Annotated in this window: 13 protein-coding genes and 1 pseudogene; 5 read left to right on the top strand and 9 right to left on the bottom strand. The window is 43.7% G+C overall.

Annotated features, from left to right (window positions below; genetic code table 11):
• Positions 1–2 precede the first annotated feature (2 nt).
• From ACOOEY_RS19535 to ACOOEY_RS19525, 3 genes are read left to right on the top strand one after another with little or no spacing between them, the layout of a single operon-like run.
• Positions 3–839 carry a glucosaminidase domain-containing protein gene (locus tag ACOOEY_RS19535; RefSeq protein WP_420386410.1) on the top strand — a complete coding sequence of 279 codons (837 nt, stop codon included), beginning with the start codon at positions 3–5 and terminating at the stop codon, positions 837–839.
• Entirely contained in the window at positions 823–1851 is a 1029-nt protein-coding gene (locus ACOOEY_RS19530) for a polysaccharide deacetylase family protein (RefSeq protein WP_420386409.1), read from the top strand. Before ACOOEY_RS19535 ends, ACOOEY_RS19530 begins: the two co-directional genes overlap by 17 nt.
• A gap of 5 nt (positions 1852–1856) precedes the next feature.
• Complete coding sequence (locus tag ACOOEY_RS19525; RefSeq protein ID WP_420386408.1) at positions 1857–2651, top strand: DUF6597 domain-containing transcriptional factor; 795 nt, start codon at positions 1857–1859, stop codon at positions 2649–2651.
• On the opposite strand, the gene ACOOEY_RS19520 is transcribed toward ACOOEY_RS19525, so the two are convergent.
• Both ACOOEY_RS19520 and ACOOEY_RS19515 read right to left on the bottom strand, forming a co-directional pair.
• Entirely contained in the window at positions 2648–3199 is a 552-nt protein-coding gene (locus ACOOEY_RS19520) for a sigma-70 family RNA polymerase sigma factor (protein WP_420386407.1), read from the bottom strand. The genes ACOOEY_RS19525 and ACOOEY_RS19520 overlap by 4 nt on opposite strands.
• Positions 3196–3618 carry an ArsI/CadI family heavy metal resistance metalloenzyme gene (locus ACOOEY_RS19515; protein WP_420386406.1) on the bottom strand — a complete coding sequence of 141 codons (423 nt, stop codon included), beginning with the start codon at positions 3616–3618 and terminating at the stop codon, positions 3196–3198. The genes ACOOEY_RS19520 and ACOOEY_RS19515 overlap by 4 nt, the downstream gene beginning before the upstream one ends.
• 120 nt (positions 3619–3738) lie before the next feature.
• On the opposite strand from ACOOEY_RS19515, the gene ACOOEY_RS19510 reads away from it, so the two are divergent.
• Positions 3739–4215, top strand: a complete 477-nt coding sequence (locus tag ACOOEY_RS19510) for a DUF6265 family protein (RefSeq protein WP_420386405.1) — start codon at positions 3739–3741, stop codon at positions 4213–4215.
• 72 nt (positions 4216–4287) lie between these two features.
• A complete protein-coding gene (locus ACOOEY_RS19505) occupies positions 4288–4980 on the top strand; it encodes a hypothetical protein (RefSeq protein WP_420386404.1) in 693 nt (230 codons plus the stop codon).
• A 502-nt stretch (positions 4981–5482) separates the two neighbouring features.
• On the opposite strand, the gene ACOOEY_RS19500 is transcribed toward ACOOEY_RS19505, so the two are convergent.
• The 7 genes and pseudogenes from ACOOEY_RS19500 to ACOOEY_RS19470 all read right to left on the bottom strand — a co-directional run bounded on the left by ACOOEY_RS19500 (position 5483) and on the right by ACOOEY_RS19470 (position 13342).
• Complete coding sequence (locus ACOOEY_RS19500; protein ID WP_420388671.1) at positions 5483–7933, bottom strand: ABC transporter permease; 2451 nt, start codon at positions 7931–7933, stop codon at positions 5483–5485.
• Between the two features lie 42 nt (positions 7934–7975).
• Positions 7976–8164: pseudogene (locus tag ACOOEY_RS19495) on the bottom strand (permease prefix domain 2-containing transporter); the annotation flags it as partial.
• Positions 8165–8167: 3 nt separating this feature from the next.
• The gene (locus ACOOEY_RS19490) at positions 8168–8494 is read right to left on the bottom strand and encodes a PadR family transcriptional regulator (RefSeq protein WP_420386403.1); all 327 of its coding nucleotides are present in this window, start codon (positions 8492–8494) and stop codon (positions 8168–8170) included.
• Between the two features lie 339 nt (positions 8495–8833).
• Positions 8834–9295 carry a phage tail protein gene (locus ACOOEY_RS19485; RefSeq protein ID WP_420386402.1) on the bottom strand — a complete coding sequence of 154 codons (462 nt, stop codon included), beginning with the start codon at positions 9293–9295 and terminating at the stop codon, positions 8834–8836.
• 3 nt (positions 9296–9298) lie between these two features.
• On the bottom strand, positions 9299–9892 hold the full coding sequence (locus ACOOEY_RS19480) for a phage tail sheath family protein (RefSeq protein ID WP_420386401.1): 594 nt from the start codon (positions 9890–9892) through the stop codon (positions 9299–9301).
• Positions 9892–10878: a hypothetical protein gene (locus ACOOEY_RS19475; RefSeq protein ID WP_420386400.1), complete on the bottom strand. Its 987-nt coding sequence runs from the start codon at positions 10876–10878 to the stop codon at positions 9892–9894. The genes ACOOEY_RS19480 and ACOOEY_RS19475 overlap by 1 nt, the downstream gene beginning before the upstream one ends.
• Positions 10879–10936: 58 nt before the next feature.
• On the bottom strand, positions 10937–13342 hold the full coding sequence (locus tag ACOOEY_RS19470) for an ABC transporter permease (protein WP_420386399.1): 2406 nt from the start codon (positions 13340–13342) through the stop codon (positions 10937–10939).
• Positions 13343–13353 lie beyond the last annotated feature (11 nt).

Genomic DNA, 13353 nt, shown 5'->3' with positions numbered 1-13353 from the left:
CTATGTCAGATGAGCGGAAGGTTGTACTCGTATTACTGAGTATTTTCTTTGTGGTGATGATATTGAAACCCTATAAGCCTGAAAGTGATCATCAGCTTATTGAACAGTTTCGATTAGATACCAAAGAAGTCATTGCCCAGTCACCGGATGACATTGTTCCTATTGACAGTTCTCTGGTAGAACCTGTACTCTACAGTAACATCTATTTCCTCGACTCACTCCCCTCTGATGAGGCCAAACAGAAGTTTATTGATGTGATGATGCCTGCCATTCTTATTGTGAAATGGCAATTGGAAAAGGAATTGGAAAGACTGGATCAAATCATCCAGGACGGTATTCTCGACCAGGGTGACAGTATGCTGGTGGCGAACTGGTTCGATCAGTACAAAACGGACAACCTACCCACCCTGAGACGCAGGTTACTCACCCACCCCAATAGCATAGTATTGGCGCAGGCTGCAGTGGAATCCGGCTGGGGAAAATCCAGGTTCTTTATTGAAGCCAACAACGTATTTGGTGTATGGAGTTATAATTCCGATGAACCGAGGATTCCTGCCAGTATCAGACGGGAAGATTATCAGGTGTACCTGAGAAAATACGGCCATATTGCTGAGTCGGTAATGGATTACTTTAAGACCATTGCCCGTGCTCCGGCCTATACCGGATTCCGAAGAAAAAGGGCTGAAACTTCTGATATTCGAGAGCTTCTTCCTTATCTTGATAAGTATTCTGAGCGAGGACAGGAATACGTTACTCAGTTAATGACTATGATCCGTTACAACGACCTTCAGCGATACGATAATTATCAAATAGACCCTGCCTATGTGGTTATGGACTAGGTCTCTGACATGTCTGACTTTATTGCTCATTGCTGCTACCCTCACCGCACAGGAAAGCAGCATCAGTACTTTCGTTTATCATCGCTTTGGAGATGATCGTTTCCCCAGCACCAACATTAAGCTCGAACAGTTCGAGGCACACCTGAAGTATCTGAAGGAGAATGACTATCAGGTAGTTACCCTGTCCGAAGCCCTGAAAAGGCTGCAAAAGAGAAAGCGCTTCCCCAAAACAGCTGTCCTTACGGTAGACGATGGTTACCTCACCTTTTACCAAAATGCTATCCCCTTACTTCAGCAATATGGATTTACCGCCACTGTGTTTGTGAATACAGAAACGGTAGGTGGTTCTGATTTTATGGACTGGAAGCAGCTTCAGGAAGTTCAGGAGTTAGGCATAGAAATCGGAAATCATTCCCACAGTCATGCCTATTTCCTCAATACAAGTCAGGAGGAGTTTGAATCTGATCTGGAATTAAGTGAAACAGAGTTTTCGACACATCTCGGCAGAGTGCCTGTAGTTTATGCCTATCCTTATGGCGAATGGAATCCTGAAATGGCCGCTCATTTAGAAGCTAAAGGTTATTTGGGGGCAGTAGCTCAGAATTCAGGGATTTTATACAAAGAGGCACCTCAGTTTCACCTGCCGCGGTTTCCTATGTCTGAGACCTACGCCAGGCTGGAAGATTTTGTTTCTAAGCTGAAAACACTTCCACTTCGGGTTGAAAAGTATGAACCTGTCAGCTCAGGCTATATGGGTAGTACAGAAAAACCAAGGGTGAACCTGGAGTTCAAGGAAAGTAACCTGAAGCTGGAACAATTACAGTGCTTCATTCAAGGTGCCGATTGCCAGAAATCTATTCAGATCGTGAAAGATGGTCAGGTGAAGCTCAATGTTCGCCCAGACCGTGACCTGAAACGCAGGCGCACCTTGTTTACCATTACCGTACCCGATGCCGATGGTCACTGGCATTGGTTTAGCTATTTGTGGGTCATTCCTTCCATTGAAGAATAATTGCTATGATCTACCTGAAAGAAGAACCCTCTCCTGCCTTAAGCCCCTGGATTGATTGTCTCTGGTTGATTGATAGTGAAGGAGAGTCAACAGTACACGAAGAAAAGATTATTCCCGATGGCTTTACTGAAACGATCTGGCACTATGGCGATGCCTACGAAATCAATATCAACGGGCAGTGGGAAAAGCAATCTGACTTTCTGCTGGCCGGTCAGTTGACCAATCACTTCTACCTGAGAAATACAGGCCGTTCGGGCATGGTCGGTATCAAGTGGAAACCACAGGCATTACATGCCCTTTTCCAGACTGACATGCCTTCCCTGATTGATCGGGTCATTCCTTTAGGCGATGACTTACAGAGACTCTTCTGTCCATACGATCGCTCCGACCCCACTCTCTACCTGAAAGAGCTCAATAACCATTTAACCACGATGCTGGCTGAACACAGTGCTTCATCGCCAATGGCTCAGGTCATTGATTGCATATTCGAGTCGAAAGGTAAGGCTGATGTGGAGCAACTGGCGGACCTGGCGCATATGAGTACCCGTAATCTTGAGCGAACTTTTAAGCGGACTATTGGCCTAAGCCCGAAGTTCTACAGTCGCATAATCCGACTCAGGCATGTCTTTGAGATGATTGAATCAGGCAACCGAAACTGGTCAGATATAGTCTATGAATCTGGTTTTTACGATCAGTCACATTTCATCAAAAACTTCAAATCCTTTATTGGAGAAGATCCTGGAAAATATGGTTTTGACGCCAACAACATGGCCAACTTCCACCTGAGACAGAAGTCTTAGCAGGATGAAGAGCAGTCGTTACAGCCCATTTCGGCAACCAAATGACCACAATGCTCTGTAAACAACTCTTTCAGCATTTTCCTGCCCCGCTGCACTCTCGATTTCAAGCCTGATTCACTCATGCCGTATTGAACGGCTAACTGTTTCTGTGGAATTCCTTTCAGCTCATAGTCGATTAGTGGTTGCGCATACTTCGCGGGAAGTTTCTTCATCAGCGAAGGCACACACTGCTCCAATTCTTCATAGATATCGTTGAACATCTCTTCGGGAGAATTCTCTAAGCTTGACTCTGAACTGGTCTTCTTCTGCTGACCCTTGAAGTAGTCTACCACTGTATTTCTGGCAATGGTAATCAGCCAGGCTTCTATGTTTCGCACATGGTCGAGCTTTTCACAGTAGTCATAAATCTTGAGCATTACCTGACTAATGAGCTCTTCGCTATCAATAGGATCACTCACCCTGCTCTTAATGAACCGGGTGAGTGTATCTCTATATTCCAGAAATACCGGTGCTACAACTGCACAGCTTGGATTAATTGGATTGCTCATTCTTCGACACAACAATTATCGTCACAACAGGCTGTAGTTGCAATTTTGTTCACATCTGATTCACCATAAGTATGGAACATCTCCCACTCCACACCCTGAGGATCATGAATCCACGACTTATGAGATTTGGCATAACAGCAGACGGTATCTCCTTCCTCTCTGACCTGACCCTCAGCCTTGTCCATATTGAGGTAGAGTTGATTGAGCTCTTGCTCATTCTCCGCCTGAATCCCCAGGTGTTCTATTCCGGCTGTCTTTTTCTGACTCAGAGAAATGGAGAAATTCACCCTTGGGTCTTCCAGCATCCACTTGGCATAATCATTTTTCTGAACTGTGGGGACTTCATTGAACAAAGCGGTATAGAAGTTCACAGATTGTCCCAGATCGTTTACATTCAGGTTTACATGTAGTCTTTTCATGTTTTTAAGTTTTGTTTCACCCTGTAGACTGCGAGGCGCAAAAAAGACGCAAAAATTCTGTCGGATTTTTACAATAGCATTCTTTACCACTGTGCTACTTTTGTTTTAAGTCCAAAGCGTATGAAACTCAAATCACTCATTATCTCACTGGTTGTCTGCCTGTTAGCCTTAACCTCTCTACCAGCTTCACCACAAAATACAAGCGACATTGAAAAGCTTAGCTGGTTGCTGGGTAAATGGCAAAGAACGAATGTATCTCCCGGCACCACAGCCTTTGAAGTATGGTCAGTCAATTCCGTAGGCGTGATGGAAGGGAAAGGCTACAGCCTCAGAGGTACGGATACCACTTTTGTAGAAAAACTACGGATTGAGGCCAGGGATGGTGACCTCTACTATGTGGCTGATGTTAAAGAAAATACACAGCCCGTTTACTTTAAATTCACTCAAATGCAATCCAATGCCTTTGTGTCGGAAAATCCTGAACATGACTTTCCAACCATGATCAGCTATGAATTGAAAGATGGAATATTGACCGCTATTATCTCCGATGGTGGCAATAAGAGAATGGGCTTTGTCTTCAAAAAAGTAAGTGAATAAGTATCCTTTCGGCCAGCCTAAAGGTGACCCTATCGATTTAAAATGTATGTTTATAGTACTAACGCTATAAACATGAACCTGAAATCAACCTTACTAAAACCCGCCAGACTTCTATGCATAGTGATGGTGCTGGGAGGTCTTTCATGGCAATTGAAAGCCCAGGAAAGTATAGACATGGACGAACTGATTAATGAAACTCAGTTCTTATCTGACGATCCTGATGCCATGCGCCTGGTATGGTACATCCCCATTGAATATTGGCATGCCGTCTTCGCTAATGATCCAAGTATTAGTGAAGCAGAAATCAAGGAGATTATAGATGTACTCGATGAGTATGAAATGTTCGCTGTACTGGATGGCACCATGGGTGTATTTGGCAATGTGAAGTACAAAGAGAAGTCTGAGACGAAGCGTGGCCTTACTCTTGCCGACCAGAACGGAGCCATTTATTATCCTTTAGATGAGTCAGAAATCAATGAAGAAACTAATACTTTGATGACTCTAATGCAGCCGATCCTTTCCAGTATGATTGGTGCCATGGGTGAAAACATGCACTTCTTCATGTTCAAGAGTAAAACTTCTGAAAGACTAATCAATCCGAAAGAAGCAGGACAATTTACACTGACACTGGCTGAAGAACCTTTTGTGTTTGAGCTTCCATTATCTGCTCTTTTACCAGCCAAGTTCTGCCCGGTAGATAACAAAACCATGAAGGGCACCTGGAAATATTGCCCTTTCCATGGTACTGAGCTAAAGGACAATTAGGACTGTAGGTATCCTACCCTTTCTATCCCGAGTGCAGCGAGAGACCTAAACACTGCGCTAAGCAGAGACAGATCTTTCGCTACACTCAAGATGAAAAACATACAAATTCATCGATCTGATACACTAGCCCCCCTTTAGGGGCTAGGGGCAAAAACCACCACAATCAGTGAAGACACCCTGACTGGCGATAGTATACTACTAGTATCCCGATCCTTTCAATCCAGAGTGCAGCGAGGGACCTAACTACCGCAACAAGCAGAGACAGATCTTTCGCTACACTCAAGATGAAAAAGAAGATAGTCAACGGATCAGGTGCAGTAATTCCCCTTTAGGAGGTAGGAGGAAAACTGGCATCGTCTCTAGAGAGATTGCTTCGTCATAAAACCTTGTTATCACAGGTTTCATTTCTCGCAAAGACGGTACCGGGGCGGTCTTGGGTACCTCTTTCATTTCACCCAGGATAGAAAACCAAACGAGTCAGGTGTCTTCACCGATTGGCTGCCTACTCCACTCTCAATGCATTCACAGGATTGATTCGAGAAGCTCTGATGGCATGGTATGCAATCACCACCATCATTAACAGGAAGGATAGCAAACCACTGATCAGGAATACCACAATCCCTATATCGATACGATAGGCAAAATCACTTAACCACTGATTCATGAGATACCATGTAATCGGAATAGAAACGATAAAGGCTATGATCAGTTGAATGCCAAACTGTCTCACCAGAATATTCATAATGGTCATAGGAGAAGCTCCGAGTACCTTACGAATACCGATTTCCTTCACCTTGGTATTAACCACCAGTATGGTCAAACCTAAAAGACCGAAAGAAGCAATGAGAATACTGATCACTGTAGCGACCCCGGCAATCTTATTGACCCTGGCTTCATCTTCATACATCAGTCTCAGACGTTCATCAACGAAGCTAAAGTTGAGCTCTTCATTTGGGAAAGTCTCACCCCATACTTCTTCCAGTATGTCTTGAATGCCCAGCAGGTTCTGTCCATTATATTGGAAGAAAACCTTAGGAATCGGGTTATTATTCATAGTGATATCGCTGATTCCCTGCAAAATAGGTTCTCCGTTTTGCGCAATGATCAAAGGTGCAACATCGGTATGCAAAGACTCAAAATTGAAGTTTTCAGTCACTCCAATGATGTTATGTTGGCCAAACTCATCACCCGGTAGTTTCTTGCCAATGGGATCTTCCGAGCCGAAGAAATATTCAGCAGCCGCCTTATTAATAATGATGGATTCGCGTTTATCAATCTCCAGATCAGGATCAAAATCACGCCCCTCTACAATGTTGATATTGAATCCGGAAACGAAGTTCGGGTCCGTCAGTTCCAGGTAGAACTGTCTGAACTGTCCATTCTTATCGCTAAAGCCTACATTCGTCCACCCCGATGAACCGAACATATGTGATGCTGCTCCAAGGTTTGAAATTTCAGGATACTGCGCTAAACTGGCTTTAATAAGTTCAGCATTTTCAAAACCACTATTAATACGACCAAAAGTACCAGATACACCTTCTTTAGGATACATACCTACATAGACCATGGCCTTTTTATTGAATCCGACATCGGAGTTCTGCAGATAACTGAGCTGTTGCCTCATGACGAGGGAACCAGAAATCAGGAAGATAGTCAGTAAGAGTTGGAAGACGACCAGGGACTTTCTGAAAAACCCTGCACTTCTGCCTCCTGTCTTGCCTCCCCTGATGATGGAAATCAACTTCAGATTAGATAGTACAAAGGCTGGATATAAACCCGTTGCCACTCCTACCAAAAAGACAATAATGAGATAAATACCTATACTCTGAGCATCAACAGGAATCTTAATTTGAGTTCCGGCTAACTGATTGAATGTAGGTAACAGGAAATAAGCCAGACCAATACCTACCAATGTGGCACAGGCGGTAATGAGTATACTTTCTGACAAGTATTGCCAGATCAGACCACCTTTCTGGGCACCAACTACTTTTCTGATCCCAACTTCTTTAGCCCTTTTAATCGACTGACCAGTAGAAAGTGTGGTATAGTTAATACAGGCCATCACTAGGACCAAAAGCCCGATAGTGGCCAAAACATAGACATAATTAGGGTTACCCACAGGATAACTGGCTGAAGGGAAATCGGGGTTCAGGTGAATATCTTCCAAAGGCTGAATCCCCAAAACGTACTGTCCTTCTTCTACCTGATCTCCCAATACTTTATTGATCATGTCAGGAAACTTAGATTCCACAGAGGCCTGAGTGGTGTTTTCCTTCAATAGCACAAATGTCTCCGGAGCTATGTTGAACCAGGCCTGCATAGCACGTGGATTGTAGAATCGCTCCATGTCTTCATTGGAAACAATCATTTCCATCTGAAAACCGGTGTTTCGAGGCATGTCCTCCATTACTGCTGAAACATTGTAGGCAATCTTCTCATTGTTGACCTGAAGGGTTAGTGTCTTACCCACAGGTTCCTGCTCACCGAAGTATTTAGTGGCATAGGCCTGAGAAATAACAATATCGTTTCTTCCCAAAGGCTGCGTTTTATTGCCTTTAAGGATATTAAAGCTGAATACATCAAAAAAGTTAGGGCTTACAAACGCGACCCTTTCATTGATTCGGTTCTCGCCTTCTCCCACCAGAAAATTGGAGTAGTCGACCAGTGTCGTGGCTTCTACTTCGGGAAGGTTCTCTTCCAGTGTTGGTGCCAGTGGCAAGGGTGAGGAAGTGTAGAAGAACACCTGACCTTCGCCATAATCCTCTTCTGTCCAGGTACGGTAGATTCTGTCTCCCTTTTCATGAAATTTATCAAAGCTGAGTTCCTGACTTACATAGAGTGAAATCAAGATAAAACATGCCATGCCAATGGCTATACTCCCCACATTGAGCAGCGTATTCGTCTTCTGCTTCCAGAGTACTCTGGCCGCAATTTTAAAATTGTTCCTTGTCATTTGAATGATATTTGAGTTTGATCCTTTGAGTTGTTTAATATTCGATGGTTTGAAAAAACGGAGTACATCCCAGAAGAAGAACAGCCTTGCTTTTGGCTTGCTTTCTTCAACCCTCCGTTCGAAGAGTTCATAGACATCCCCTTCAATTTCTTCGAGGTATTCTTCCCGACAATAGCAGCGCAGAAACCAGTTGGCTAAGCGAGGGGGCGATATAGGTTGCTTATCCTTCAAGCCTTAACCAAAATTGATGTCTGTGATACGGTTGTATAGCCTCATACGCATTGACTGTACCTCATCCAGGGCCTTTTTACCGAAGGATGTTAGTTCGAAGTAACGCTTACGCCTGCCACCGCGGGCATTGGTAGCACCGCCCATATTGCTCTTAACGAAGCCCTTTTCTTCCAGTCTGCGAAGTGCGGTGTGTATAGCAGAGATATTGACCGACCTGCCTGCTTCCTTCTTGATTTCATCCATAATGGCCACACCATAGGCTTCAGGATACATGGCCCCTACTGTAAGCAGTACCAGTTCTTCGAATTCTCCGAGATATGTTCCTTTCATACTGTGAACGATTAGTTACACAAACATAAAAGAAATATTTCTTTCATATATGTACAACTAATTAAAATTAGTTAACAGTTATGTTGAACTGAGTTGTAGAATCTGTGTAGTGAAGTTGAAGTGGGATGTACGATTTTTGATTTACGATATAAATGATGTAGAAGAGTTCTCGGTGGTATGGTTTAACCGCTAAGTGCGCAAAGAACGCAGAGGTAACTTCAAGTTCATGACTTTCAGCTCCTAAAATACTCTTTGCGCTCTTTGCGTGCTCTGCGGTTCAATCCATCTTAATTCGTAAATCAAAAATCGTAAATCGTAAATCCTCAGCGGTGCCATGCCTTAGGAATTCTTAATGCTGAGACCCTCGTGCGCAATTTCCATAGTCTCGACCGCCACTTCATTGCCATCGGACTTCAAGTCTACGGCAGAGATCCTGGTCGGCCAGGCATTCATTAATGTCCATGTCATAACAGGCTGACCTTGCTCATCTAGTAACTTAATGACCACTGTCGTTCGCTTGATGGTGTTCATTTTCACCTCGTCATACCAATTCCAAAAGCGATTGTCATTGACAAAAATCCCTCTTTTCAAGGTAACATTTCCGGTCTTAGCCAAACCCGGCATTTTAATCGTACTGAAATCGGGACTATTACTATGTCGGTACTCAATCACCTGAGTCTCCGTTTCCAGTCCACTTACTTCCTGAAAAGCGATACCATTAGTCAAACCTTCCCAACTTACTTCAAATCGAAATTTGGGCATGGGCCATGCATTATCTTCAATTGATCCGTCTGCTGCCATATTTTATGATTTAGCCATTTCCTGTTCGAGTTGAATAATGATAAATTCTGCCGGATGTACTACTGCTATTTTGACTGACACCCTCATTATACCATTTAAAATATCCTCAGCCGTCATGGTAGAGCCAAGTCCGACTGAAACACTGAAAGCATCGGCTGCTGTAGCTCCTTGAAGCCCTCCCATCTTCCAGACATTTGTAAGAAAGCTGCCAATCATAGCATTTACGGCTGCCCAGGTATTGGCTGTATTCGGTTCAAATACATAGGCCCGCATGGCCAATTTGCAGGATTGCTCAATCATAGTCACCGTTCTTCTCACACTGATATATCTCCAGTCCTGACTATTACCATCTAAGGTTCTTGCTCCCCAAACCAGAATCCCCTGGCCATTGAAGAATCGAATGGCATTAATGGATTTCCCGGATATCGCATCAACATTCAAGCTTTCCTGCATTGATGAACTAATGGCAAGGGTTAATCCACTAACGCCAACCGGAATAACATTGGCCGGAGACTTCCACACACCATCGGTATTGTCATTGACCGTATAGATACCAGCCATTGCTCCGCTTGGTGGCAAGACATTCGCTTTATCCATCACAATATTGAGTATTTGACTGTAGGTTTTACTTGCTGTATGAGCGCATTATTGAGTTGAGCTGTAGTCAGACCGGAGTTACCTGCTTCTATCTGAGATAAAATGGTAGCTGCTGCTTCATTGGGATTCTGCGGAGGATTGATTATTTCGGAAAGTGCCTTTACGTCACCCCCATTCAGGTTCAAATAGGTGATTTCTCCTGGCTGAGTTATAGTAGTCTTCAAAAATGGATAGTATGCAGCTCCATACATCAGGCCATCCGCACCCGTACTGTTTCTGAAGTTCTCAATATCCTGAGTGTACATAATCGGATCAGGTTCATTGCCCCCGATCAGGTCCAACAAAGACATGGCAGTTTGTACCGAAGCATTCTGAGAGAGCATGGCCTGCATTAAAGTGCCATTATCTTCCGGTTTTAATAAGGTAGCCTCAGGAACCACATATAGAGTGATTTCCTCTTCGTTAGCCACCAGGCTGAGGCCATGCAATAACTCACTCAACTGAACATTAGGGTTGACAATCGGGGCTCCCGGAGCTTTCACCTCCTTCATTTCCGGCCCATAGGTTCCTATCGAAACAATGTAAGCATCCCCACCACCATTCTGGTAAAATAGTCTGACGCTGTTGTAGAGGTAGTATATGGTACTCTGGTCAGGTTCAATGGTGTAGTAATCTCCATTGAAAGTAAAGTATTCTCCCTGAGCCGGTTTTGCCTTTACCTTATTTGTATGGTACTGCGGGCTATACTGGCTTGCCGGTGGTGTCGGTGCGGGTGGGTCAGGATTACAAAAAATAGCTTTGAAATCAGCAAATGAAGTGATTTTGGTGGGAATGTTGGTATAGGACTTCCCTTCATATATGGCTTGCGGTGTATAGCCTATAAAAACAGGAACAGCCGTTGCAACTTCAACGACTGCATTGGGGAAAGCATTGACTTCATCAATGTAAACTCCCGGGGTTTTAAAACCTTCTGATTTGGCCTTCATGCGATGTTTAGTGGTTACCTGACTAAGATACTACAATTAATCAGGTAACCATTAAAGCTTACTCGCTCCTGAGTGAGTTCACGGGGTTTGAATTAGCAGCCCTCAGTGCTCTGTAACTCACAGTCAGCATAGCAATGAAAAGCGTACCTAAACCGGCCAGAATAAAGACATCGGCCCCAACACCTACCCGATATTGGAAGTTTTGCAACCAGTTGGTCATGAACCAATAGGCCACAGGGGAAGCGATGAGAAAGGCGAGTAATATCTGCTTAGTGAATGAGCCTGAGAGCAGTAGGAATAGCCTCCATTCACTGGCTCCCAACACCTTTCTGATACCCAATTCTTTGACTCGTTTTTGAATGGTGAAAGAAGCCAGACCAAAGAGCCCCAAACAGGCAATAAAGATGCTCAGCCCTGCTCCTGCTTTAAAAATCACACTGGCCTGACGATCTGACTCATAGAACACTTCCAATTGCTGATCAAGGAAATGGTGTTCCATTACAGTTCGGGTATCGAACTTGCCATGTACCTCCCGGGCAGCTTCTATGGTCTGAGCAATGTTCTGATCCGAAACTTTAAGAATGAAGTAATCAATTACCGCAGCTCCGTTATTCCAGGCACGCACAATCAAAGGCTCAATTTCAGTATGCAATGACTGAAAGTTGAAATCTTCAAAGACTCCGATAATTGTGTATCGGCCCTCTGCATCTCTTATCTGAAGTTCAATGGTTTCACCAATTGGATCGGTTAAACCTAAAGCTTTCACTGCCGTCTCATTCAAGATGATTTTGGTAGAGTCTGACTGATCATTACCGCTAAAATATTCTCCCTGAGCCAATTCAAGATCGAATGTTTCCATCATACCTGTATCAAAACTCATATAAAAGAACTCTGTGGAATCAGTCATGGCACCTTGCTCATTATAGAAGTTTACCTCTACGCGGTTGATGTTTTTCCATTCTCCCGGAATTCGGGAAGCAACACCTACGCTCTGTACCCCCGGAATCTGGGCAAACTCGTTCTTCATGGTTTTGAAAACAGGCCGAACGGCTCCGTTATTAATATCAATAACTAACAGGTTTTCATCATCAAAGCCCAGGTTTCTTTCTTTGATATAACCCATTTGCTGTGAAACCACCAGTGTACAAATAATCAGCACCGTAGACAATACAAACTGAAACACCACCAATGCCTTACGCACATTGAATGATCCACCTTTAACCTGCTCACCTTTCAATATGCTCACGGTCTTAAAGCTGGTCATAAAGAAGGCCGGGTAAATGCCGGATAGAATACCTATGAGCAGCGTAATGACAACAAGAATATCGGCATACTCCAGTAGATGCATCCAGCTGAAGTCATAATTTCTGCCCGTCAATTGATTGAAGAAAGGCATGGTTAAATCAGTCAAAGCCACTGAGATAAGTAGTGCCAAAACAGCAATCAGCAGAGATTCGATAAGAATCTGGGTAACCAATTGTGTCTTCTCCGCTCCCACCACTTTTCTGATACCAATTTCTTTGGCCCTGAATACCGCCTTGGAAGTAGCCAGGTTCATATAGTTAACTGAGGCAATAACAATGAGGAATACAGCAATGAAAATGAAGACCATAGTATAGGTTCTGTCACTTTTAAATCTTGCGATATCGGATTCAATATGGGCCGAACCAAAGTGAATATCCGCCATGGGTTGATATTCAAACCTCACCAGTGCAGCAAAATTCTCAGGCATTCTGGACTTGGCCAATTCATTCGCTTTCTGCGAAAAAGCCTCCAGATTCGTTCCCTCCGCCAACAACAAATATGAGGTAGAGTTAAAGTCCGTCCAATTGGTTCTGATGGACTCCATAAATTGTGGTGGAAGTAATTCACTCATCAGCAATTCGGCAAAAATGTGCGAGTTATCTGGCATGTCTTCCATGATACCCGTGATCTTCACATCGCCACCTTGCGTTTGCAGTGTGTTACCTAAAACATCGTCATTCCCGAAGATGGCGATGGCTTTTGATTGCGACAGTACTACCGATTTTGGTTCAGATAAAGCAGTGGCCTCATCTCCTTTCAGGAGCTTGAAATCGAAAACTTCAAAGAATTCAGGCGTGGTAAAGAAAAAGTCACGATCAGTGAAATTTTCTCCGTTGTAAGTGTAATTGATCTGGTTGCCATACCTGTATAAAGTCACCTGATTTTCCACTTCAGGCAATTCATCCAGAAAGGTGGTTGCCATAATCATTGGGTTTGAGCCAAAGTATCGGTCTTCCTCCAGGTTCTGTTGTACAGTGACCGGTCTCACAATTTGCTCATAGTTGGCATGTAACTTATCGAAGCTCATTTCATCTTTCACAAAAGTGAGGAAGAGTGTAGCTCCGGAAATACCTATAGCCAGGCCAAGGATATTGATAAAGGCATAGCCCTTATTTTTCCAGAGTGTTCTAAATGCAATTTTGAAGTAGTTTTTAAACATGTTGATTCATT

The organism is Roseivirga sp. (assembly GCF_965216855.1).
Lineage (GTDB): Bacteria > Bacteroidota > Bacteroidia > Cytophagales > Cyclobacteriaceae > Roseivirga.
This window is presented reverse-complemented; position numbering and strand designations above follow the sequence as displayed.